Source organism: Psychromarinibacter halotolerans (genome assembly GCF_029168315.1).
GTDB lineage: Bacteria > Pseudomonadota > Alphaproteobacteria > Rhodobacterales > Rhodobacteraceae > Psychromarinibacter > Psychromarinibacter halotolerans.
In genome coordinates, this window is record NZ_JARGYD010000008.1 from 67885 (window position 1) to 91871 (window position 23987).

Below are 23987 nucleotides of genomic sequence, written 5' to 3' on the forward strand. Positions count from 1 at the left end.
CATGGCCCTCCGCCGCACCGCCGAACGACGCAAAGGAGAGCCGACGATCGCCCTGATCAACATCGTGTTCCTGATGCTGATCTTCTTCATGATCGCCGGTGCGCTCGCCCCGCCGCTGGATGCGCGCGTCGAACTGGTGGACACCGCCGACCTGGACGGCCGCGCGCCGCCGGACGCGGCGGTCGTGCTGGCTGACGGCAGCCTGCTGCTGCGCGAACAGCCCGTCAATGCCGCCGCCGTGGTGGCCCGGGCGCGGGAACAGGACCCCGCGTCCGACGCGCCCGCCGTGCGGTTGGTGCCCGACCGCAACCTTCCCGCCGCGAGCCTGCTGGCGCTTGCCGCCGACCTTCGCGACGCGGGGGCCGGGGACGTCTGGCTGGTCACAGAGAAGGGGCTGGAATGAAACGCGCGGCCACCATCGCCGCCGGCGCCGGTCTGCTGTCGCTGCTGGCCCACGGCACCGCCCTCGTCGCCTTCCAAGAGGCCCCGGCCCCCGCCGCGATGGACAGCGCGCCGCCGGGAACCGCCCGCCTCGGCAACGCCTTCGCCGACATGGTGGCCGGCGCCCCGGCCCCGGTCGATGCGACAGAGGTCACCGAACCGGCGGACACCGACACGGCCACGCCGGTCGAGACGCCCGAGACCGAACCCGCGCCACCCACCGAGCTGTCCGAGGCCACTGAAACCATCAGCGCCCCCGAAACCGCGCCGGAGCGGGTCGAAGCCGCGCAACCCGGCCAGACCGAACCCGCAAGCCCCGACGCCGCAACGCCCGTCGCCCCGCCGGAAATGGCGGACACGCCGCCCCCGGACCCTGCGCCGTCGGCCAGCGCACCCGTCGATGTCGAGATATCGACCGCAGAGCCGGTGCTGCCGGTCCAGCCCGAGACGACCGAGGACCCGGACCCCGCCCCGCCGACCGAAACGGCAGAGCCCCCAACACCGGAAGCCGCCCCCGTCGCGCCCGAAACGGTCGAGGCCCTGCCACCGGACGGGTCCGAACTGGCCGTGCTCAGCGCCCCGCCGCCGCCCTCGCGGCCAGAGGATCTGGTTCCCGAATCCGAACGCACGCCGACGCCTCCGCCGCCGCAGCCGACACCGCCCCCCCGCAGCGCCGGCAACGCCGCCGAGGACACCCGGCGCGGCACGGCGACGGGCACCGAAACCGCCAACGACGCCAGCCAAGGCAACGGCAATTCCGCAGCCGCCGCCGCCGCGACCGCCCGCGCCGCAGCGCAGTACGACAACGCGGTGATGACCCGCATCGCCCGCACCCGCCGCGAACGCACCCGCCTGCCCGGCGTCGCGCTGGTGGCATTCCAGATCGGATCGAACGGCGGCCTCGTCTCGGTCGGCATCGCCCGCTCGTCCGGCAGCCCGCAGCTGGACCAGATCGCGATGAACCACATCCGCCGCGCCGGCCCCTTCCCGCCGCCGCCGCCCGGCGCGCGCACCAGTTTCTCGGTCGAATTCGCGGGCGGCTGACCGGGCAAGCGAGGGGCCAGCCCCTCGCGCTCCCCGAGGTACTTGGAAAGAGAAGAAGACAAAGCGCCCCTACCCTTCTTCTCTTTTGAAATACCTCGGGGGAGCGCGCGCAGCGCGCGGGGGCAGCGCCCCCTTGCCGCGGGTCAGTCCGTGCCGAGGTGTGTCTGGCGCACCGGGCCGCGGTATTTTTCGGTCAGGTCCTCCGGAACCTCGCTGCCGTCCACAAGGAACGGCAGGATGCCCTTCCGCGCCGACCGGCCGCGCATGGCGGCGATGTCGGCGTCCGAGCGGGTGACGCGCTGCGACATCCGGCGGCCCCAGCGGGCGAGGGATTCGTACAGACGGGCGATCTCGGCCTCGTGGCCCGGGGCTTTCGCAAGATCGCGGAACTCGTCCGGGTCGGTGTCCAGATCGAACAGCATCGGGCGGAAGCCGCCTTCGAAATGGATCAGTTTCCAGCGGCCGTCGAACACCATGAACATGCGGGCGTCGCGGCTGTCGAGGCCCAGCGCGGTGCACATCGGCGTGACGGAATAGTCGTATTCGCTGATCGCCACGTCGCGCCAATCGGGCGTGCCGGGCGTTTCGCCGTCGAGCCACGGCTGAAGCGAGCGGCCCTCGACGATATGCGACGGGACTTCGCCGCCTGCCGCCTCGATGAAGGTGGCCGCAAGGTCGATGGCCTCGACCAGCGCGTCGCAGGTGGTGCCTCGGGTGGCGTCGGCGCGGGCGCGTGGGTCGCGGATGATCATCGGGATCTTGACCGCGGGCTGGTGGAACATGTCCTTTTCGCCCAGCCAGTGATCGCCGAGATAATCGCCGTGGTCCGAGGTCAGCACGATCATCGTGTCGTCCATCCGGCCCGTGCGTTCGAGGTAGTCCAGCAGACGCCCCAGTTGGTCGTCGCATTGCCGGATCAGACCCATGTAGGCCGGGATCACCTTGTCGCGCACATCGTCGCGCTGGAAGGCGGACGCGATGCGGTTCGACTGGTAGGCCGCCAGCACCGGGTGCGGGTCATCCCGTTCCATCTGGTGCCGGGTCGCGGCGGGGACGTGGTTGGGCCCGTACATCGCATGGTAGGGTGCGGGCACGATGTAAGGCCAGTGCGGCTTGATGTACGAGACATGCGCGCACCACGGGCCGTCGGCCCGTTCGATGAAGCGGATCGTCTCGCCGGTCAGCCACGGCGTCTCGCTGTCTTCCTCGCGGATGTTGGCGGGTTTGTCGGCGTTGGCGAACATCCAGCCGCTGGCGATCTCGCCGTCCTCGATCCCGGCATTCGCATAGTCGGCCCACGGGTTTTCGCCGTCGTAGCCCTTGGCCTTCAGGTACTCGTTGTAGGGCGAGCGTTTCGCGTCGTAGAACCCGTCCGGCCCCTGCCCCCATAATCCGTCGTCACGGATCCATGCGTCGAAGCCGCACTCGGCCTGCCGCGCGCCGATGAGGCTGTCGGGGGCAAGGCCCAGCCGTTCCATCCCCTCGGCATCCGCTTTCATGTGGGTCTTGCCGATCAGCCAGCAGCCCATGCCAAGCTTTCGCAGGTGGTCGCCCATCGTCTGTTCGCCCACCCGCAGCGGGAACCCGTTCCACTGCGCCCCGTGCGAGGACGGGTAGCGCCCGGTGTAGAAACTCATCCGCGACGAGCCGCAGACCGGCGACTGGACATAGGCGTTGGTAAAGCGCACGCCGCCCGCCGCGACCCGGTCGAAATTGGGCGTGTGCAGGTGCGGGTGACCGGCGCAGGACAGGTAGTCGAACCGCAACTGGTCGTACATGATGAACAGGATGTTCAACTTGGTCACTGACGCGCCTCCTCCTTGCCGTGCCGGCGCACGATAGGCGGGATGGCGGCGGGGGGAAAGCACCCCCGCCCGGTCTGTGGCTTATGCGGTCAGAAGGGCACGTCGTCGGCCCGGTCGGCGGCAACGACGAACTTTGCCACCACCTTCTTGGAGCCTGCCTTTTCGAACTCGATGTCCAGCTTGTCGCCCTCGATCCCCATGACGTAGCCGTAGCCGAACTTGGTGTGGAACACCCGGTCGCCCTGCGTGTAGGCCGAGACGGCGGTGGAATCGATCGTCATGTTGCGGCTTTCCTGCGGCTGGCTCATGCCGCGTGTCGACTGCCGCGCCTGCAGCCGTTTCCAGCCGGGCGAGTTGTAGACATTCGCATCGGCCGCGCGATCGACGATGGTGGACCCGCCGCCCATCCCCGCCGCGCCATAGCCGCCGCCGTACAGGCCCGGCGGGGTCAGCACCTCGACATGGTCCTCGGGCAGTTCGTCGATGAACCGCGACGGAAGCGCCGACTGCCACTGGCCGTAAACCCGGCGGTTGGCGGCGAAAGAGATGGTGCACAGTTCCTCGGCCCGGGTGATGCCGACGTAGGCAAGGCGGCGTTCCTCTTCGAGCCCCTTCAGACCGCTTTCGTCCATCGACCGCTGCGAGGGGAACAGCCCGTCTTCCCAGCCCGGCAGGAACACGGCGGGGAACTCAAGCCCCTTGGCCCCGTGCAGGGTCATGATCGACACCTTGGCGCCGCCATCGTCGGTTTCGTTGTCCATGATCAGCGCGACGTGTTCGAGGAACCCCTGAAGGTTCTCGAAGTTCTCCAGCGCCTTCACCAGTTCCTTGAGGTTCTCCAGCCGGCCCGGCGCCTCGGGCGTTTTGTCGTTCTGCCACATCGTCGTGTAGCCGGAATCGTCAAGGATCTGTTCGGCCAGTTCGATATGGTTCTGCTTTGGGTCCAGCGCCTTGGCGTGCCAGCGGTCGAACTGTTCGACCAGCGCGCCGACCTGACCCTTGGCCTTGCCGGTCAGTTCGCCCGCCGATACGCACAGGCGCGCGCCTTCCAGCAGCGACACGCCGTTCGCCCGCGCCGCGCGTTGCATGGTCTGCTGGGCCTTGTCGCCCGCACCGCGCTTGGGCGTGTTCACGATGCGCTCGAACGCAAGATCGTCGTCCGGCGAACAGGCGACGCGGAAGTAGGCCATCGCATCGCGGATCTCCATCCGCTCGTAGAAGCGGGGGCCGCCGATCACGCGGTAGGGCAGACCGATTGTCAGGAATCTGTCCTCGAACGCCCGCATCTGGTGCGAAGCACGCACCAGAATGGCGCATTCGTCCAAGTTCATCGGACGCTGGCCGCGGGTGCCGCCCTGCATCGCTTCCAGTTCCTCGCCGATCCAGCGGGCTTCTTCTTCGCCGTCCCAGTGGCCGATCAGGCGCACCTTCTCGCCGTCGTTCTTGTCGGTCCACAGCGTCTTGCCCAGCCGCCCTTCGTTCGCGTCGATCACGCGCGAGGCGGCGGCAAGGATGTGCGGGGTCGAGCGATAGTTCTGTTCCAGCCGGATCACCGTGGCGCCGGGGAAATCCTTTTCGAACCGCAGGATGTTGCCGACCTCGGCGCCGCGCCAGCCGTAGATCGACTGGTCGTCATCGCCGACGCAGCAGATGTTGCGGTGCCCCTGCGCCAGCAGCCGCAGCCACAGGTACTGCGCCACGTTCGTGTCCTGGTATTCGTCCACCAGCACGTAGCGGAACCACCGCTGGTACTGGGCCAGCACGTCGGAATGGGTCTGGAAGATCGTCAGGACGTGCAGCAGCAGATCGCCGAAATCGACCGCGTTCAATTCTTTCAGGCGGGCCTGATACTGAGCGTAAAGTTCGGTGCCGCGCTGGTTGAAAGCCGCCGCTTCGGCGGCGGGCACCTTGTCGGGCGTCCACGCACGGTTTTTCCAGTTGTCGATGATCCCCGACAGCATCCGGGGCGGCCAGCGTTTCTCGTCGATGTTGGCGGCCACGATCAGCTGTTTCAGCAGGCGGATCTGGTCATCGGTGTCGAGGATGGTGAAGTTCGACTTCAGCCCCACCAGTTCCGCGTGCCGCCGCAACAGCTTGACGCAGATGGCGTGGAACGTGCCCAGCCACGGCATCCCCTCGACCGTCTGGCCCAGCAGCTTCGCGACGCGCTCTTTCATCTCGCGCGCGGCCTTGTTGGTGAAGGTGACCGCGAGGATCTCGTTCGGGCGCGCCTTGCCCGAGTTCAGCAGGTGGGCGATGCGGGTGGTCAGCGCCTTGGTCTTGCCCGTGCCCGCGCCGGCAAGCATCAGGACGGGGCCGTCCAGCGCCTCGACCGCCGCACGTTGCGCGGGGTTAAGGTCGTCCAGATACGGGGCGGGCCGCGCCGCCATCGCACGGGCCGACAGGGACCCGGACGCGGCAGCCTCGAAGGCGTCGTCTTCGGCGAAATTGCTCATGCCGCCAATCTAGCCGGTCCGGTGCGCGAGGAAAAGCCTTGTTCTCTTAATGTTCTCAACACTTACGGTGAGCGACTAAATCCGTTTAATCCTGTACGGGCGTTTCCTGCGATGCAGGAATTTCCTCCAACGGGGGCACTTCAAAGGCGCTTCCAAGATTGCAATGCTGCTTGGCCAAAGGCTCGTCCGGCAAATCGAACAAGTCTTTGTCTAGCCCTAACTCTCGGTAAGGAGAGGTCGCGACCCACCGTCGGACGAAATCCCGAGAACAGACTGCGTAGGCAACACCAGCGCGCTTCGTGACCTCCCGCAGCTCGTACTGATACCGATCTTCGATCCCATCTGTGTCTATGACGATCACCATCGGCGTTTTGCCCGTCAGTATCCCAGCGAATATTGCTTGGTGGACACTGTCACGGTTGGATGGCGTGTTGTCCAACCCGACCTCAATGACATGGGTCGGTGTTTCACAATCAATGCGGACATATCGCTCCTCGCCGATATTCGGGAAGTAATGGCGGGTTTCCGTCTCCCCTCCTGACAACAGCGTACACAATAAGAAAGTACTCGCCAGTTCGTTCATAGTGAGGCTCCTCCAGACCAAAACGTTAATAAAAAGTTAATCCTGGATACCACACGTTAACGCTTACCGATATCCTCGCCACGCAGCCGTCTTCCCCACCCCCGCGCGCCGCGCTAAGCAGTCGGCATGATCGAGGCGATCCTTTATTCCCTGCTGGCTGGCGCAATGATGCCGCTGGGCGGCCTGCTGGCGCGGGCCGAGCAGGCGCGTCCGGTCTCGATTGAGCCGGAACTGGTGCATTTCGTCGTGGCGTTCGGCGGCGGCGCGCTGGTAGCTGCCGTGGCGCTGGTGCTGGTGCCGCAGGGGGCCGAGGCGCTGCCCGCGTTCTGGGCGGTCGCCTGCCTGTTCGGCGGCGGCGGCCTGTTCCTGCTGATCGACCGCGCACTGGCGAGGACCAGCGGGCACAAGGGCCAGTTGCTGGCAATGCTCGCGGATTTCGTGCCCGAAGCGGTGGCGCTTGGCGCCCTGTTCGCGACGGGCAGCGACGCCGCCCCGCTGCTGGCGATGCTGATCGCGCTGCAGAACCTGCCCGAGGGGTTCAACGCCTACCGCGAGACCGCCGCCAGCGGGCATCCGGGCGGCAAAACCTTGAAAGTCTTCTGCCTTCTGGCGCTTATCGGTCCCGCCGCCGCATTGGTGGGGCATCTTGTCATGGCGGACATGCCGTCGCTGCTGGGGGCGCTGATGATGACAGCCTCTGGCGGTATCCTGTATCTCATCTTCCAGGACGTTGCGCCACAGGCGCCGCTGGCCAACCGCTGGGGACCTTCCTTCGGCGCGGTGCTGGGGTTCGGCCTGGGCCTGTTCGGACATCTGGTGACACATTGAGCGATCTCGACCAAACACACCCCTCTATCGCCGACCTGCGCGACCGTGCCCGGCGCCGCCTGCCCCGCTTCGTGTGGGACTTCATGGACAGCGCCACCGGCACCGAAAGCACCGAGAAGCGCAACCGCGACAAGCTGGACGAGATCCGCTTCCGCCCCGACGTTCTGTTCGGCGAACCCGAGTTCCGGCTGGGCAAGTCCCTGCTGGGCCGAGATTACGCCCTGCCCATCGGCATCTCGCCCGTCGGCATGTCGGGGCTGGTCTGGCCCGGGGCCGAGGTCGCGCTGGCCAAGCTGGGGGCGGAACGCAACATCCCCTACGGCCTGTCCTGCGTAGCAACGCAATTGCCCGAGAACGTCGGCCCGTACACCAACGGCGACGGCTGGTTCCAGCTGTACCCGCCGCGCGATCCGAAGATCCGCGCCGACATGCTGAAACGGGCGAAGGACAGCGGGTTCCGCACCCTCGTGCTGACCGCCGACGTGCCCTATGCCAGCCGCCGCGAACGCCAGCGCCGGGGCGGCATGACCAGCCCGCCCCGCATCACCCCGCGCATCGCGTGGCAATGCGCCACCAAACCCGCGTGGTCGCTGGCCACCGCCCGCACCGGGATGCCCCGGCTGGCGTTCATCGAAAGCTATACAGGCCGGTCCGGTGCCCTGTCGTCGACGGCGCATGTCGGCTACCTGATCCGCACCTCGCCCGACTGGGACTATCTTCGGGCGCTGCGCGAGGAATGGGACGGGCCGCTGGTGGTCAAGGGCATCCTCGTGCCCGAGGACGCGGCGCGGCTGAAACAGGAAGGCGCCGACGCCGTGTGGGTGTCCAACCACGCCGGACGCCAGTTCGACGCGGCGCCATCGTCGATCGAGGTGCTGCCCGCGATCCGCGACGCGGTCGGCCCAGACTATCCGCTGATCTTCGACAGCGGCGTCCGCAGCGGTCTGGACGTGCTGCGCGCGCTGGCGCTGGGGGCGGATTTCGTCTTTCTCGGCCGCGCGTTCCACTACGGGCTGGCCGCTTTCGGGCCAAGCGGGGCGGCGCATGTGGTCGACCTGATGACCGAGGACCTGAAGGCGAACCTTGGCCAGCTGGGGCTGCCAAGCTACGACGGGCTGGCACAGCGTCTGTTGACGTAACACCCCACGCGGTTAGATAAACTTGGCATACGCGGCGGCCGGACTTCGGCCCATCTCGGCACGCGTACAGATCGGACGGATACACCCATGGCGCTTCCCGCGAACCAGCAGCTTAGAATCTGGAGCATCGCCATCGTGGTGTTCCTTGTCGTCATGTGGTTCCTCGGCGACGTTATCCTGCCCTTCGTGCTGGGCGGCGCGGTCGCGTACCTTCTGGACCCGATCGCCGACTGGCTTCAAAAGCGGGGCCTCAGCCGGATCGCCGCGACGATCCTGATCTCGGTCTGCGCGGTGCTGGTCTTCGCCATCGTCAACCTTGCGCTGGTGCCAACGCTTGTCCGTCAGGCCAACGCGCTGATCGAGACGTTCCCCCGCCTTGCCGAGAACCTGCAAGCTTGGCTGGCGACGCATGTCCCATCGCTGATGGATCAGGATTCGACGATCCGGCAGTCGCTGCAATCGCTGGGCGAGATGCTGAAGGAACGCGGCGCGGCGCTGGTCGAGACGGTTCTGTCCTCGGCGGTGAGCGTGCTGAACATCCTGCTGCTGGTCGTGATCGTGCCGGTGGTGGCCTTCTATCTGCTGCTGGACTGGGACCGCATGGTGGCCCGCATCGACGACCTGCTGCCCCGCGACCATGCCCCGACGATCCGCAAGCTGGCCTCTGACATCGACCGCACGCTGGCGTCGTTCATCAGGGGTCAGGGCGTCGTGATGATGATCCTCGGGGCCTATTATGCCATCGCGCTGATGCTGGCGGGGCTGCAATTCGGGCTGGTCATCGGCGCCATCGGCGGGCTGCTGACCTTCATCCCCTACGTCGGCGCCCTTGTCGGCGGCGCGCTGGCCATCGGGCTGGCGCTGTTCCAGTTCTGGGGCGAATGGCTGCACATCGCGATCGTGGCGGGCATCTTCTTTTCCGGCCAGTTCATCGAAGGCAACATCCTGACCCCCAAGCTGGTCGGCGATTCCGTCGGGCTGCACCCGGTCTGGCTGCTGCTGGCCCTGTCCGCCTTCGGGTCGTTGTTCGGGTTCGTGGGGATGCTGGTGGCCGTGCCCGTGGCTGCGGCGCTTGGCGTGCTTGCACGGTTCGCAGTGGACCAATACAAGCAGGGCCGCCTCTACAAGGGGTACGACACGCAGGACGACGCAGGGCGCGACTGACCCTTGGACGAACAGTACAGCTTTGACCTGACCCGGCGCCCGTCGCTGGGGCGCGGGGATTTCTTCATCTCTCCCGCCAACGCCACAGCCGTGGCGACCGTCGAATCGTGGCCGGACTGGCCCTCGGCAAAGCTGGTGCTGCACGGGCCGGAAGCCTCTGGGAAAACCCATCTTGCACATGTCTGGGCGGCCCAGACCGAGGCGACGATCACCGACGCCGCCGACCTGTCCGCCGCCGACATTCCGGTGCTGGTGACGGCGCCGGTGGTGATTGAGGACGCCGATACGCTGGCCGGCGACGACGCCGCCGAACGCGCCCTGTTCCACCTGCACAATCTGTGCCTTGCCGAGGGGCGCCCTTTGCTGCTGACCGCCGCGCGTCCGCCGCTGCAATGGGGCCTGCGCCTGCCCGACCTTGCCAGCCGGATGCAGGCGACCGCGACGGCCGAACTGCAACCGCCTGACGACATGCTGCTGACCGCCGTTCTGGTCAAACAGCTGATCGAACGGCAGATCGATTTCGCCCCCGACATCGTCACCTATGCCATCCAGCGGATGGAGCGCCGATTCTCCGCCGCTGCGGATCTGGCCGCCGCGCTGAACCGCGCGGCGTTTTCCGGTCGCCGCAAACGGTTGACCAAACCACTTGTCCGCGACGTCCTCGACAAGTTGGGACAGCCGGGGTCATAACTGTCACCGCAGTGTCACCAAGAACGGCTTAACAGGCGGACATGACTCAGGCAGATTTCCTTAAGGCGCCCTTCCCGGCCGCCGTCGAGCTTCCCCCCGAAGAGGTGGATGGCCCGAAACGCTTCTTCAATCGCGAACTCAGCTGGCTGGGCTTCAACTGGCGTGTGCTGGAAGAGGCCGAGAACCCCAAGGTGCCGCTGCTTGAGCGGCTGCGCTTTCTGTCGATCAGCGCCACGAACCTAGACGAATTCTATACCGTCCGCGTCGCGGGCCTGCGGGAACTGGCCCACGCCGGAAACGAGACGCCCGCCGCCGACGGGCTGTCGCCCTCGGAACAGCTGGTGCTGATCAACGCCGACGCCCGGTCGCTGATGGAACACCAGCAGGTCGTCTGGAACGCCCTGCGGTCCGAGATGGAAACCGCCGGGATCGTGCTGGAAACCTCCGAGACGCTGCGCGACGAGGACCGCGCCCATCTGGACGAAATCTTCCTGTCGAACGTCTTCCCGGTGCTGTCGCCGCTGGCCATCGACCCGGCGCACCCCTTCCCGTTCATCCCCAACACCGGCTATGCGCTGGCGCTGCAGATGAAGCGGTCGTCGGACCGGCAGGAACTGAAGGCGCTGCTGCCGATCCCGCACCAGATCGACCGTTTCGTGGCACTGCCCGATGTCGGCGAGACCCGCCGCTTTCTGCCGCTGGAGGAACTGCTGCTGCTGTACGTCGGCGTGCTGTTCCCGGGCTACAAGGTCACCGGCCACTGCTCGTTCCGGGTGCTGCGCGACAGCGACCTGGAGGTCGAGGACGAGGCAGAAGACCTTGTGCGCGAATTCGAGGTGGCGCTGAAACGCCGCCGCCGGGGCGAAGTGATCCGGCTGTCGATCTCGGCGAACGCCCCGCAGCCGCTGCAAAAGGTCATCGTGGACGAACTGCACGTCGGCGAAAGCGAAGTGATCGAACTGTCCGGCATGATCGGCGTCGCCGACCTGAAGGAACTTGTGTTGGACGACCGGCGCGACCTGCTGTGGCCATCGTTCACGCCGCGCGTGCCGGAACGGGTGCAGGACCACGACGGCGACATGTTCGCGGCGATCCGCCAGAAGGACATGCTGCTGCACCACCCGTATGAGACGTTCGACATGGTGATCCGCTTCCTGAATCAGGCGGCGGCGGACCCCGATGTGCTGGCGATCAAGCAGACTCTTTACCGGACCTCGACGGAATCGCCCATCGTCACCGCCCTGTGCGAGGCCGCCGAGGCCGGCAAGTCGGTCACGGCATTGGTCGAACTGAAAGCGCGGTTCGACGAGGCCGCCAACATCCGTCAGTCGCGGCGTCTGGAACGCGCGGGCGCCCATGTCATCTATGGCTTTTTGAACTGGAAGACCCACGCGAAGATCTCGACCGTGGTCCGCCGCGAAGGCGGCAAGCTGGTGACCTATACGCACTACGGCACCGGCAACTACCACCCGATCACCGCGCGGATCTATACCGACCTGTCCTTCTTCACCTGCGACACCGCGCTGGGTCGCGACGCGACCAAGGTGTTCAACTACGTCGGCGGCTATGCCCCGCCGGAAGGGCTGGAGAACCTTGCCATCTCGCCGCACGGGCTGAAATCGCGCCTGATCGAGCTGATGGAGAAGGAAGGCGACAACGCCGAGGCGGGCAAACCGGCCGCGATCTGGGCCAAGATGAACTCGGTGATCGAACCCGACGTGATCGACGCGCTGTACCGCGCGTCGCAGCGCGGCGTGAAGATCAGCCTTGTGATCCGCGGCATCTGCGGGCTGCGGCCCGGCATCAAGGGCCTGTCCGAGAACATCCGGGTCAAGTCCATCGTCGGCCGGTTCCTTGAACATTCGCGCATCGTCTGCTTCGGCAACGGCGCTTCGCTGCCGTCGAAGAAGGCGCGCGTGTTCATGTCCTCGGCCGACTGGATGGGCCGCAACCTGAACCGCCGGATCGAAACGCTGGTGGAATGCACCAACGCGACGGTGAAGGCGCAGATCGTCAGCCAGATCATGGCCGCGAACCTTGCGGACGAGGCGCAAAGCTGGGTCATGGCGCCCGACGGCAAGTTCACCCGCGAGATCCCGCAGGACGGCCAGCAGCTGTTCAACTGCCACCGGTTCTTCATGGAGAACCCGTCGCTGTCGGGACGTGGGTCCGCGGGCGCCGCGGATGTCCCCGAACTGACGCACACCGAGGATTAAGAAGACTTTTTTGCCTCCGGCGGGGATATTTGAGGACCAAAGAGGGGGCGCATTCCCCTGTCTCTTTGGTCCTCAAATATCCCCGCCGGAGGCTCCCGGACCCTCCGGGCGCGCTGTCCGTTGGGGTGCGAAAGCCGCCCACCGCCGCGCCACGCGCACGCCGCGATTGACCCCCGGGGGCTGGTGTGCGATTTGGCCACACCACGACGAGGCGAGAGACAAGCATGGACGGCGGCAACGACCCGCAAGCCGACGACTGGGGCCCCTTCGGGCGGCCGCTGTTCGACGATCCGGCATCCCAGTGGCTGAAACGCGTTGGCGTCGTGGACGTGGGGTCGAACTCGGTCCGTCTCGTCATCTTCGACGGCGCCGCCCGCAGCCCTGCCTATTTCTACAACGAGAAGATCATGGCCGGCCTCGGTGCCGGCTTTGCCGAGACCGGCCGCCTGAACCCGGAAGGCCGCAAGCGCGCGCTTGAGGCGCTGCGCCGGTTCAAGCTGCTGTCAGAGGATTTCCAGATGGCGCCGCTGACCGTGGTCGCCACCGCCGCGATGCGCAACGCCGAGGACGGCCCCGAGTTCTGCGAGGAAGTGCTGCGCGAGACCGGCCTGCGGGTCTGGGTGATCGACGGCGAGCAAGAGGCGCAGCTGTCGGCGCAGGGCGTGCTGCTGGGCTGGCCCGACGCCACCGGCATCGTCTGCGACATCGGCGGGTCGTCGATGGAACTTGCCGCGCTGCTGGAGGGCGAGATCGGCCTGTGCCAGACCTCGCCGCTGGGCCCGCTGCAATTGCAGGGCATCAAGGACAAGAAGAAGCGGCGCGAGCACATCCGTTCGACCATCGAAGAGATGTGGGACAAGATCGGCCCGCACGAGGATCGCCTGTACCTTGTCGGCGGATCGTGGCGCGCCATTGCACGGCACGACATGGTGCGGCGCGATTATCCGCTGCACGTCCTGCACGAATACCGCATGACGCCGCGCGACGTGATCGACACGATCGACTGGATCGCCGAGAACGATTCATCGGAACTGGCGTCTAAGTCCGGCACCTCGTCCAGCCGGATGGCGCTGGTGCCGCTGGCCTGCGAGGTTCTGCGCGAACTGGTGGGCGTTCTGAAGCCGCGCGAGATCGCGATTTCAAGCTATGGCCTGCGCGAGGGGCTGCTGTACCAGCAGATGCCGACGGAACTGCGCGAACGCGACCCGCTGATCGAGGCCTGCCGCTTCGCCGAGCAGAAGGACAGCCGCCGGCCCGGCTTTGGCCGTGTCCTGCATCACTTCGTCTCGCCGCTGTTCGAGGATCTGCCGCTGGCCCGCCGCCGCATCGTCAAGGCGGCCTGCCTGCTGCATGACGTCAGCTGGCGCGCCCACCCCGATTACCGCCACGAGGCCTGCTTCGACTATGTCACCCGCGCCTCGATGGGCGGCCTGACCCATCCGCAGCGGATCTTCCTTGGGCTCGCGCTGTTGCACCGCTACAAGAACAGCCGCTCCGGCACCCATTTCGAGCACCTGCTTGGCCTGCTGTCCGAAGAGGAACTGCATCAGGCCGAGGTTCTGGGAAAGGCGATGCGGTTCGGGTCGATGCTGACGGCCGACACCGACGAAAGCATCGGCACCCTGTCGTGGAAGCCGCGCAAGCAGTTGCTTGAACTGACGCTGAGCGACCGCGTCAAGGTCCTGTTCGGCGAGGTCGCGCAGGCCCGGTTCCAGTCGCTTGCGAACACGCTGGGCGCGGAAACCAAGATAGACTGACGCCGCGGATCGCGGTCGGAAGAGTTAAAGTTCGACCGCGCCGTCTTCGCCGATTTCGGGGCCGGTCTCGGGGTCCAGTTCGGGCTCGACCTGAAGCGGGACCTTGCGGCGGATCAGGATGTCGCCGTTCGGCAGGATCTCGGGCGCGTGAAACGCGGACAGGTTGCCAAGCGCGTTGCGCATCTCTTCCGACATCTCTTCCATCGCCGGCCCCATCTCGTTCATGAGACCGCGCAGCAGAAGCTTCGTACCCTCTTCGAGAAGACCAAGACCCTCGGACATCTCGGAGTCGTCCTGCGCCGTTGCGGGCAGCGGCGCGGCAAGCATGGCGGCGCACAGCACCGCGGGAACAATCTGTTTCATGCCCTGAATATAGGCGCTTTGCGCGACAGGTCCATGACCCGGCGGCACCATCCGTCTTATGACAGGTCCAGATCCAGCGACACCGGGAAGTGATCGGACGCGGTCAGCAGCGCCTCTCGCAATTCCGGGGTTCGGTAGCAGACCGGGTCGTCGAACGGGTGCCAGATCCGCCAGCGGGGATCGCGGCGCCGCAGCCTCGGCGACACCATCACGTAGTCCAGCAGCGCCGAGAGATAGCGTTCCTCCTGCTGGATATAGAACCGCGCGGTCGAGGGCATCGCGCCCACCCGCTGCGACAGCGCCATGTGGGCGTGGGGGTCGTATAGCGGCGTGCGGCCATCGTCGTCGCCCAGCACGATCTCGACGCCGGAACGGCCGAACAGCTTCTCATATTCGTCCAGCCCGGGGCCGTCGTTGAAGTCGCCCAGCACGATCAGATCCTCGCCTTCCTGCAGCACCTCGTCGACCCGGCGGCGCAGCCAGACGCATTGCGCCAGTTGCTTGCGGCGGTTCTCGATCGAGATGCGCATGACCTGATCGGGGTTGGTGGCCCCGTGCGGCGCCTTGGACTTGACGTGAACGCCGATCAAACGCAGCGCGCGGCCGCCCTTGGTCCGCAGCGCGGCTTCCAGCGGCGGCTTTGAAAACACGATGGGTTCCGGCGCCGCGTCGGTATCCAGATCCAGCCGGAATGTGCCATCGAAGCGCGGCAGGCCCTGTCCGCCCCGCTTGCCCGAGGGCGCGCCCCACGGGTCGTGTGCGGCGGTCAGCACGTCCGGGTCGTACAACAGGGCGATCTCTTGCTGGGTCTGGTTCGAGAAGCCCAGAAGCGCCTTGCGCGTGCGCAGGTCATAGCGGGCGGCGAAGGCTTCCAGTGCGGCGACGGTCGAACGGTCACGCACCGTGTCGGGCGCCTCGACCACTAGGACGGCGTCGGCATTCATCGCGGTGAACACGATGCCCAGCGCGCCCAGTTGGTCGGCGCGGGTCACATCCCTGCGCGAGGACCAGCCGTCGTCTTCCAGAAGACCGTTCGCATCGTCGAACAGGGAATTGAACCATTCGACGTTGTAGGTCGCGATCCGCACCGGATCAGGCCGCCATCGCCTGAATTTCTTCCCATGCGTTGTTCACGTCGATCAGCCGTTTCTCGGCCATCATCACCGCCTCTTCCGGCAGCCCCCGCGCGACCAGCCGGTCGGGATGGCTTTCGCGGACGATCTGCGACCAGGCCCGGCGGATCTCGGGCAGCGGCGTGTCGGGCGACACGCCCAGCACGTCATAGGGGTCGGGCGCGCAATCGGCCACGAACCGCGACCGCACGCGGCGAAACTGCATCTCGCTGAGACCGAAGATCGACGCCACGTTCGACAGGAAATCGTCCTCGGCCTTGTGATAGTTGCCGTCGGCCACCGCCACGTGGAACAGACCTTCCATCAGGTCGCACAGGACGCCGGTTTCCGAGGGGAACATGCGCGCGATGCGGCGGGCGTACTCCTCGTAGCCCGCGACGTCGGTCCGGGCGAGGTTGAAGACGCGGGCAGCGTTGTATTCCTCTTCCGGGGCGATGGTGAACACCTCGCGGAAGGCCGAGACCTCGTTGCGGGTGACCCGGCCATCGGCCTTGGCCATCTTGGCGCCCAGCGCGACCACCGCGATGGTGAAGGCAACCGACCGTTCCGGCGGCGTGCGCAGCCTGTCGAACACAGCCGACAGGCCCTCGCCCTTGGCGAGCGCGGCAATGGCTTGGGCGATGCGGGTCCAGATCGACATGTCGGCACCCTAGTGCGAAACGGACAAGGCTGTAACGGCAAATCGCCGTGACGAATGCGCACTGCCGCGCAGTCTGCGTGCGACGGCGCGGGAACGGGCAAACCGGCGTTTCGCCGGTCGCCGGTGTTACAGGTTCTCGGTCTGCGGCATCCCGAGGACGTGGAAACCGCCGTCCACGCGGATCGTTTCACCGGTGGTGTCGCGGCCATAGTCGGACGCAAGGTACACCGCCGTGCCGCCCACCGATTCCAGCGCGGCGTTGCGGCGCATGGGGGCGTTCATCTCGGTATGCTTGAAGGTCTTGCGCGCCCCGCCGATGGCGGCGCCGGCCAGCGTCTTCATCGGACCGGGCGAGATCGCGTTCACGCGGATGCCTTCGGGACCAAGGTCGTTGGCAAGGTACTTCACCGTCGATTCCAGCGCCGCTTTCGCCACGCCCATGACGTTGTAGTACGGCGTCACGCGCGACGAGCCCTGATAGGTCATCGTCAGCACAGTGCCGCCGTTCGGCATCAGCGCGCGCGACCGGCGGGCGACGTCGATCAGCGAATAGCACGAGATCGCCATCGAGTTGGTGAAGTTCATCAGCGACGTGTCGATGAACCGCCCGGACAGCTCGGCCCGGTCGGAATAGGCGATGGCGTGCACCACGAAATCGAGGCTGCCCCAAGTGTCCGCGATCTGCTGGAAGGCCGCGTCCATCTTCGCTTCGTTCATGACGTCGCAGTCGATCATCATGCAATCGCCCAGCGTTTCGACCAGCGGCTTCACGCGCTTCGCGAAATTCTCGCCTTGGTAGGTAAATGCAAGCTCGGCCCCCTCGGCGGCCAGAGCCTTTGCGATGCCCCAGGCGATGGAACGCTCGTTCGCAACGCCCATGATCAGGCCGCGTTTGCCGCGCATCAGGTCAGCCATGTCGTGTCACCCGTCGTACTTGCTTAGCAGCATCGAACCGTTGGTCCCGCCAAAGCCGAAAGAATTGGTCATCACGGTGTCCAGCCCGGCGCCGGTTACCGTTTCGGTCGCGATCTCTTCGGGCTTCAAAGCCGGATCCAGAGTCTCGACGTTGATCGAAGGCGCGATGAAATCGTTCTTCATCATGAGCAGGCAGAAGATCGCCTCGAGCGCGCCCGCGGCACCCTGCGCGTGGCCGGTCATCGACTTGGTCGAGCTGACCGGCGGCGTCTGGCCGTCACCGAACACGCGGCGCACGGCTTCGATCTCGCCCACGTCGCCCACTGGCGTCGAGGTGCCGTGCGCGTTGATGTAGCTGACCTTGCGGTCCTCGGACAGCGTCTTCAGCGCCAGCCGCATCGCACGCTCGCCGCCCTCGCCCGACGGCGCGACCATGTCGTGCCCGTCCGAGGTGGCGCCGAAGCCGGTGACTTCCGCGTAGATCGTCGCACCGCGCGCCTTCGCCCGTTCGAGATCCTCTAGCACGACCATGCCGCCGCCGCCCGAAATCACGAAGCCATCGCGGTTCGCGTCGAACGCGCGAGAGGCCAGCGCGGGGGTGTCGTTGTACTTGGACGACATCGCGCCCATCGCGTCGAACAGGCAGGACAGGGTCCAGTCCAGTTCCTCGCCACCGCCCGCGAACATGATGTCCTGCTGGCCCAGCATGATCTGCTGCGCCGCCATGCCAATGCAATGCAGCGAGGTCGAGCAAGCCGAGGTGATCGAGAAGTTGACGCCCTTGATCTTGTAGGCCGTCGACAGGTTGGCCGAGATCGTGGACGACATGCATTTCGGAACCGCGAACGGGCCAATCCGCTTGGGCGCGCCCTTTTCCAGCACCGTCTGGTGCGCGGCGAACATGGCAGAGGTCGACGGCCCGCCGGATCCGGCGATCAGCCCGGTCGACGGGTTCGACACGTCGGCCTCGGTCAGGCCCGCGTCGGCGATCGCCTGTTCCATCGCGATATAGCTGTAGGCCGCGCCCGGTCCCATGAACCGAAGCAGACGCTTGTCGACGAGCTCGGACACGTCGATGTTGATTTCGCCCTTCACCTGACTGCGGAATCCGCGCTCGGTGTAGTCGGGTGCGGCGACGATGCCGGATTTTCCGGCCTTCAGGCTGGCGGTGACTTCCTCGGCATTATTGCCGATGGATGACACGATCCCCAGCCCGGTAATGGCGACGCGGCGCATTGACGGACCTCCCCGTGGTCTGTTCAGGCTTCTTTGGCGGCGGACAGGCCGACTTTCATGCCCTTGGTCTCGCAGACGAGTTCACCATCGGCGAAGACCTTGCCGTCGGCAACGCCCATCTTCAACTTGCGGTCGATGACGCGGGTAAAGTCCACCTCGTAGGTGACCAGCGTGCGGTCGGGCCGCACCATGCCAGAGTTCTTCACCTCGCCCACGCCCAGCGCGAACCCCTGCCCCAGCCAGCCACGCCAGCCAAGGTTGAACCCGGTCAGCTGCCACAGGCCGTCCAGCATCAGGCAGCCCGGCATGACCTCGTTCCCCGGAAAGTGGCACGGGAAGAACCAAAGGTCGGGTGTGATGTCGAGCTCGGCCCGGATGTGGCCCTTGCCGTGTTCACCGCCGTCGGCGGACACCTCGGTGATCCGGTCCATCATCAGCATCGGGGGCTCTGGAAGCTGTGCGTTGCCTGGCCCGAACAATTCGCCCCGAGCGCATTTCAGCAACTCTTCCTTACCGAAGGATGTCGGATACTGGCCCATGCCCGCGAGGCTCCCTGCATTCGCCTTGTTTAATCTGACGGGTCTCTATCACTCGCTGGCGCGCCGTTGCAAGGCGGTCCGGACGCAGGAACAGCCGTACCGGACGCCTTATCTGTCAGGAAACCGTTTGAAACTCTGCCGACAGCACCTTTATATTAAACAAGTGCGGGATTGGGACCATGATGCAAGAGACCGACATTCGCCAGAAACGCGGAACCGAATGGCTGGGCAAGGCCGGGCTTCGCCCGACGCGGCAGCGCGTCTCGCTTGCCGCCCTGCTGGTCGGTGACGGGCACGACCGCCATGTCACCGCTGAAAGCCTGTACGCCGCAAGCTGCGACACCGGCGAGAAAGTATCGCTGGCGACAGTGTACAACACCCTGCGCGCGTTCTGCGACGCGGGCCTGATGCGGGAAATCACGGTGGACGGCTCGAAAAGCTATTTCGACACCAACACCTCGAACCATCCGCATTTCTACTGGGAAGACGATTCGCACCTGTCCGACGCCCCGGCCGAGGAACTTGAGATCGCGCGCCTGCCCAACGCACCCGAAGGCGCAGAGATCACGAATGTCGACGTGGTGATCCGCCTGCGGCCCAAGCCGAAGCACAGCTGATCCGGCGAATATCACGAATGTGATGGACGCGGCGCTTTCGGCGCCCCTTTTGCTGTTCGGATTGTGGGTATTGTGCTGGCCGTCGGGCCTGCCCCGCTTTCGCGGGGCGAAGGCTCAGGTCAGCCGCTTGTCCGGGTGCAGCGAGTTCGACAGCACATGTTCCGAGTTCTGCACGACGTGCTGCGCACGCCCCACGATCAGCGGGTCAGGCCGGCCGACGATCTCTTCGTCTTTGTCGGGATAATCGACGCTGGCAAGGAAGTGCTGCATGCAGTTCAGCCGCGCACGCTTCTTGTCGTTCGACTTGACGATCACCCACGGCGCATCCGCCGTGTCGGTGTAGAAGAACATCGCCTCTTTCGCCTCGGTATAGTCGTCCCACTTGTCGAGGCTGGCCTTGTCGATCGGCGACAGCTTCCACTGTTTCAGCGGATCTGTTTCGCGCGATTTGAACCGGCGCCGCTGTTCGTCCTGCGTGACAGAGAACCAGTACTTGAACAGTTGTATCCCCGACCGGACCAGCATCCGTTCCAGTTCCGGCGCCTGCCGCATGAATTCGAGGTATTCGTTCGGGCTGCAAAAGCCCATCACCCGCTCGACCCCCGCCCGGTTGTACCAAGACCGGTCGTAGAAAACCATTTCGCCCACCGTCGGAAGCTCGGCGATGTAACGTTGGAAGAACCACTGCCCCTGCTCTTCCCACGTCGGCTTGTTCAGAGCCACGATCCGCGCATGACGCGGGTTGAGATGTTCCATGAACCGCTTGATGGTGCCGCCCTTGCCGGCCGCGTCGCGCCCTTCGAAAAGCAGTACGAATTTCTGCTCTGTTTCCTGCGCCCAGATCTGCAGCTTCAGAAGTTCGGCCTGCAGCTCTGCCTTGCGGGTTTCGTACTCGGCGCGCGGCATCTTGCGGCTATAGGGGTATTGCCCCGTCTCGAACGCCTCGCGCACCTGATCGGGCGTCACGGTCGGGAACGCGGTCAGCGAGTCGGCGGCAGCGGCCCCGTTTGCCGGCCGCGAGGCGAGGGGTTCGGTTGCCTTTGAAGTCATGCGGTTTCTCCTTGCCTTGCGTTGCGACCACGCTAGTTGAAATCGCCCCCGAAAACCTTGATCCGCATCAATGCCCCGCGACTCACCCTCAAGGCGTATGCGCATTTGATCACCCACCGCAGCCGAACGCGCCAACTGACGGGAATTTCACTTTTAAAGTGAGAAATTAACGTAAAGTTCGCGGCATCGCAGCATACATAAATTATTCTATCATAATGATTTTAAGTCTCTTCCGACGACAAAATCATTTGATCCATGCCGGAAGCAGCTTTTTAACTTACATGCCAAAATTTAGCCACGTTCGACACCTAGCGGTTGTCTTAACGGGCCTTTGATCAAACTGGCCCACCAGTGAGCAGTACCATTTTCCGGAGGCGAACGTGGGCTTTGAAACTATCTTCGGACGCAAGGGTCAGACCCACGCGTACGGATCTTCGCAACCGACGAAAAGCGTCGAGATGCCGTTCGGGTATCGCGAGTCGGTAGAGTGGGTTCCGCGGATCGGCGACATCTTTCCGAACTTCCGCGCCGACAGTACCCATGGCAGCATCGACTTCCACAAATGGGCCGAAGGCCGCTGGATCTATTTCTTCAGCCACCCGACAATCCGGTCGGGCGTCAGCGCAACCGAAGTGGCCAGCATCGCGAACGCGGCGCCCTTCTTCCGCAAGCGCGGCGTCGAAGTGCTGGGCCTGTGCGCCGACTCTGCCGCCGCCCATGCGAAGTGGGAGGCCGAGATCGGCCGCATCTTCGGACTGCAAATCGACTATCCCGTGATCGACGATCGCGACGCCCACCTGAGCCAGGCGTTCGGTGCCGTGCACCCCAAGCAGGGCAGCGCGATGGCGATCCGGAAAAGTTTCATCATCGACCCCGCGCTGCGCGTGCGCATGATCTTCGAATACCCCCTGAACGTCGGCCGCAGCGTCGACGAGATCCTGCGGGTCATCGATGCGCTTCAGCTTGTCGACACCCACCGCGTCGGCATCCCCGCCGACTGGGAGGCCGGCGACAGCGTGGTGGTTCCCCCGTACATGGACAGCGACCAGGCCCTCGACCTGCACGGACAGGTGGAAGAACTCTCTCCCTCCCTCCGACTCGTGCCGGCTCCGGACCCGTCCGGTGATCACGCAGAAGCGCCGATGCCGGACACCCTTGAGGGGATCTACGGTCGCTGACATCGGCCTTCGGCGGCGGGCAAGACCCGCCGCCGGGCCAATGAAAACCTGCTGCCCGCGCATCGCCTGCGCGGGTTTTGCTTTTCCGGGCGCCCGCATATGCGGCAGGCATGCCCCGGGCGACAGAACCGTCCACAGCTTTTCCCGCCACGCCGCTTCCCATCGCCTGCAAAAGCTGGTCTAATCCGACCTCAAACACGAAAAAAAGAGCAGAGCATGGCGGCAGACGATCTTCTGGCCGGCGCGGGCGCCGACCAATCCTACGACGCAAGTTCCATCGAGGTGCTGGAAGGGCTAGAGCCCGTCCGCAAACGACCCGGCATGTACATCGGGGGCACCGACGAACGCGCGCTGCACCACCTTGTGGCCGAGGTTCTCGACAACTCGATGGACGAAGCGGTCGCGGGCTTTGCCAACCGGATCGAGATCGAGCTGCACGACGACTACTCGATCACCGTGCGCGACAACGGGCGCGGGATGCCCTTCGACCCGCACCCCAAGTTCCCCGGCAAGTCGGCGCTGGAAGTGATCCTGTGCACCCTGCACGCGGGCGGCAAGTTCTCGGGCAAGGCGTACCAGACATCAGGCGGCCTGCACGGCGTGGGCGCGTCGGTGGTGAACGCGCTGTCGGATTCGATGGTGGTGCAGGTCGCGCGCGACCGGAAGCTGGTGGAACAGCGTTTCTCGCGCGGGATTCCCCTTGGCCCGGTCGAGGAAATCGGCGCCGCCCCGAACCGCCGCGGCACCACCACGACCTTCCATGCCGACGAACAGATCTTCGGCAGCCACCGGTTCAAGCCGAAGCGGCTGTTCACGATGGTCCGGTCCAAGGCCTACCTGTTCTCGGGCGTCGAGATCCGCTGGAAATCCGCCATCGACGACGGCGAAACCCCGACCGAGGCGACGTTCCACTTCCCCGGCGGTCTGGCCGACTACCTTGCCGAACAGCTGAACGGGTCCTCGACCTATGCCGACCGCCCCTTCGCGGGCACGGTGGAATTCCAAGAACGCTTCAACACACCGGGCAAGGTGGAATGGGCGATCAACTGGACGCCCTCGCGCGATGGCTTCCTGCAGTCCTACTGTAACACGGTCCCCACCCCCGAGGGCGGCACCCACGAGGCCGGGTTCTGGGCCGCGATCCTGAAGGGCATCCGCGCCTACGGCGAGTTGGCCAACAACCGCAAGGCCAAGGACATCACCCGCGAGGATCTGGTGTCCGGCGGCTGCGCGCTGGTGTCGTGCTTCATCCGCGAGCCGGAATTCGTGGGCCAGACCAAGGACCGTCTGGCCACCACGGAAGCCGCGCGACTGGTCGAAGCCGCCGTGCGCGACCACTTCGACAACTGGCTGGCGTCCGACACCAAGTCGGCGGGCGCGATCCTTGATTTCCTAGTGCTGCGTGCCGAAGAACGCCTGCGCCGCCGTCAGGAAAAAGAAACCGCCCGCAAGACCGCCACCAAGAAGCTGCGCCTGCCGGGCAAACTGGTGGACTGTTCGACCTCGGCCCGCGAGGGCACCGAGCTGTTCATCGTCGAGGGCGACTCGGCCGGTGGCTCGGCGAAGATGGGCCGCAACCGAAAGACGCAGGCGCTGCTGCCGCTGAAGGGCAAGATCCTGAACGTGCTGGGCGCGGCGTCGTCGAAGCTGGGCCAGAACCAGGAAATCAACGACCTGTGCCAGGCGCTTGGCGTGGGCATGGGCACCAAGTTCCGTTTGGATGACCTGCGCTACGACAAGATCATCATCATGACCGACGCCGACGTCGACGGCGCCCACATCGCGTCGCTGCTGATGACGTTTTTCTTCACCCAGATGCGCCCGATGATCGACGCGGGCCACCTGTACCTTGCCTGCCCGCCCCTGTTCCGGCTGACGCAGGGCTCGCACCGGCAATACTGCCTGGACGAAGCGGAACGAGATCACTGGCTGGAAAAGGGTCTTGGCGGCAAGGGCAAGATCGACGTGTCCCGCTTCAAGGGTCTTGGCGAAATGGACGCCAAGGACCTGAAGGAAACCACGATGGACCCCGAGTCCCGCAAGCTGATCCGCGTCACCATCGACGAGGACGAACCCGGCGAAACCGGCGACCTGGTGGAACGCCTGATGGGCAAGAAACCCGAACTGCGCTATCAGTACATCCAAGAGAATGCACGGTTCGTGGAGGAGTTGGATGTTTAGGGATGCGTCCGT

The 23987-nt window shown here is 65.6% G+C and carries 21 protein-coding genes; 11 read left to right on the plus strand and 10 right to left on the minus strand.

All coding sequences use genetic code 11. The features are described 5' to 3' along the window. Position 1 precedes the first annotated feature (1 nt). Both P1K30_RS18250 and P1K30_RS18255 read left to right on the plus strand, forming a co-directional pair. Positions 2–403 (plus strand): ExbD/TolR family protein, encoded by a 402-nt coding sequence (locus tag P1K30_RS18250; protein WP_275634204.1) that lies wholly within the window; start codon positions 2–4, stop codon positions 401–403. Then, a complete protein-coding gene (locus P1K30_RS18255; RefSeq protein WP_275634205.1) occupies positions 400–1485 on the plus strand; it encodes an energy transducer TonB in 1086 nt (361 codons plus the stop codon). Before P1K30_RS18250 ends, P1K30_RS18255 begins: the two co-directional genes overlap by 4 nt. Before the next feature lie 143 nt (positions 1486–1628). On the opposite strand, the gene P1K30_RS18260 is transcribed toward P1K30_RS18255, so the two are convergent. From P1K30_RS18260 to P1K30_RS18270, 3 genes are all read right to left on the minus strand, one after another. Continuing rightward, positions 1629–3281: a sulfatase-like hydrolase/transferase gene (locus P1K30_RS18260; RefSeq protein ID WP_275634341.1), complete on the minus strand. Its 1653-nt coding sequence runs from the start codon at positions 3279–3281 to the stop codon at positions 1629–1631. Positions 3282–3379: 98 nt separating this feature from the next. Further along, the gene (locus tag P1K30_RS18265) at positions 3380–5746 is read right to left on the minus strand and encodes an ATP-dependent helicase (protein ID WP_275634206.1); all 2367 of its coding nucleotides are present in this window, start codon (positions 5744–5746) and stop codon (positions 3380–3382) included. 85 nt (positions 5747–5831) lie between these two features. Then, positions 5832–6329 carry a hypothetical protein gene (locus tag P1K30_RS18270; protein WP_275634207.1) on the minus strand — a complete coding sequence of 166 codons (498 nt, stop codon included), beginning with the start codon at positions 6327–6329 and terminating at the stop codon, positions 5832–5834. A gap of 126 nt (positions 6330–6455) precedes the next feature. On the opposite strand from P1K30_RS18270, the gene P1K30_RS18275 reads away from it, so the two are divergent. The 6 genes from P1K30_RS18275 (at position 6456) to P1K30_RS18300 (ending at position 14123) form a co-directional block, all read left to right on the plus strand. After that, positions 6456–7157 (plus strand): ZIP family metal transporter, encoded by a 702-nt coding sequence (locus tag P1K30_RS18275; RefSeq protein WP_275634208.1) that lies wholly within the window; start codon positions 6456–6458, stop codon positions 7155–7157. Continuing rightward, the gene (locus P1K30_RS18280) at positions 7154–8296 is read left to right on the plus strand and encodes an alpha-hydroxy acid oxidase (protein ID WP_275634209.1); all 1143 of its coding nucleotides are present in this window, start codon (positions 7154–7156) and stop codon (positions 8294–8296) included. Before P1K30_RS18275 ends, P1K30_RS18280 begins: the two co-directional genes overlap by 4 nt. An 87-nt stretch (positions 8297–8383) precedes the next feature. Beyond that, the gene (locus P1K30_RS18285) at positions 8384–9460 is read left to right on the plus strand and encodes an AI-2E family transporter (protein WP_275634210.1); all 1077 of its coding nucleotides are present in this window, start codon (positions 8384–8386) and stop codon (positions 9458–9460) included. A gap of 3 nt (positions 9461–9463) precedes the next feature. After that, positions 9464–10150 (plus strand): P-loop NTPase family protein, encoded by a 687-nt coding sequence (locus tag P1K30_RS18290; RefSeq protein WP_275634211.1) that lies wholly within the window; start codon positions 9464–9466, stop codon positions 10148–10150. A gap of 41 nt (positions 10151–10191) precedes the next feature. Continuing rightward, entirely contained in the window at positions 10192–12366 is a 2175-nt protein-coding gene (locus P1K30_RS18295) for an RNA degradosome polyphosphate kinase (RefSeq protein ID WP_275634212.1), read from the plus strand. 224 nt (positions 12367–12590) lie between these two features. Next, a complete protein-coding gene (locus P1K30_RS18300) occupies positions 12591–14123 on the plus strand; it encodes a Ppx/GppA family phosphatase (protein ID WP_275634213.1) in 1533 nt (510 codons plus the stop codon). 24 nt (positions 14124–14147) lie between these two features. Here P1K30_RS18300 and P1K30_RS18305 read toward each other — a convergent pair whose 3' ends face one another. The 6 genes from P1K30_RS18305 to fabA all read right to left on the minus strand — a co-directional run bounded on the left by P1K30_RS18305 (position 14148) and on the right by fabA (position 18949). After that, entirely contained in the window at positions 14148–14486 is a 339-nt protein-coding gene (locus P1K30_RS18305; protein ID WP_379561528.1) for a hypothetical protein, read from the minus strand. A 56-nt stretch (positions 14487–14542) separates the two neighbouring features. Further along, positions 14543–15574 (minus strand): endonuclease/exonuclease/phosphatase family protein, encoded by a 1032-nt coding sequence (locus P1K30_RS18310; RefSeq protein ID WP_275634214.1) that lies wholly within the window; start codon positions 15572–15574, stop codon positions 14543–14545. Between the two features lie 4 nt (positions 15575–15578). Continuing rightward, positions 15579–16259 carry a molecular chaperone DjiA gene (locus P1K30_RS18315; protein WP_275634215.1) on the minus strand — a complete coding sequence of 227 codons (681 nt, stop codon included), beginning with the start codon at positions 16257–16259 and terminating at the stop codon, positions 15579–15581. 126 nt (positions 16260–16385) lie between these two features. Next, on the minus strand, positions 16386–17174 hold the full coding sequence (locus tag P1K30_RS18320) for an enoyl-ACP reductase FabI (protein WP_275634216.1): 789 nt from the start codon (positions 17172–17174) through the stop codon (positions 16386–16388). Positions 17175–17180: 6 nt separating this feature from the next. Then, entirely contained in the window at positions 17181–18410 is a 1230-nt protein-coding gene (gene fabB / locus P1K30_RS18325; RefSeq protein WP_275634217.1) for a beta-ketoacyl-ACP synthase I, read from the minus strand. Positions 18411–18433: 23 nt separating this feature from the next. Then, positions 18434–18949 carry a bifunctional 3-hydroxydecanoyl-ACP dehydratase/trans-2-decenoyl-ACP isomerase gene (fabA, locus tag P1K30_RS18330; RefSeq protein ID WP_275634218.1) on the minus strand — a complete coding sequence of 172 codons (516 nt, stop codon included), beginning with the start codon at positions 18947–18949 and terminating at the stop codon, positions 18434–18436. A gap of 179 nt (positions 18950–19128) precedes the next feature. Between fabA and irrA the strand changes: the two genes are divergently transcribed. Further along, positions 19129–19566, plus strand: coding sequence for an iron response transcriptional regulator IrrA (irrA, locus tag P1K30_RS18335; RefSeq protein WP_275634219.1), 438 nt, complete (start codon positions 19129–19131; stop codon positions 19564–19566). A 114-nt stretch (positions 19567–19680) separates the two neighbouring features. On the opposite strand, the gene ppk2 is transcribed toward irrA, so the two are convergent. Next, positions 19681–20616, minus strand: coding sequence for a polyphosphate kinase 2 (ppk2, locus tag P1K30_RS18340; RefSeq protein ID WP_275634220.1), 936 nt, complete (start codon positions 20614–20616; stop codon positions 19681–19683). Positions 20617–20996: 380 nt separating this feature from the next. Here ppk2 and P1K30_RS18345 point away from each other — a divergent pair, with 380 nt between their 5' ends. Both P1K30_RS18345 and parE read left to right on the plus strand, forming a co-directional pair. Beyond that, positions 20997–21794: a redoxin domain-containing protein gene (locus P1K30_RS18345; RefSeq protein ID WP_275634221.1), complete on the plus strand. Its 798-nt coding sequence runs from the start codon at positions 20997–20999 to the stop codon at positions 21792–21794. Positions 21795–22010: 216 nt separating this feature from the next. Beyond that, complete coding sequence (gene parE, locus P1K30_RS18350; protein ID WP_275634222.1) at positions 22011–23975, plus strand: DNA topoisomerase IV subunit B; 1965 nt, start codon at positions 22011–22013, stop codon at positions 23973–23975. The last annotated feature ends 12 nt before the right edge of the window (positions 23976–23987 follow it).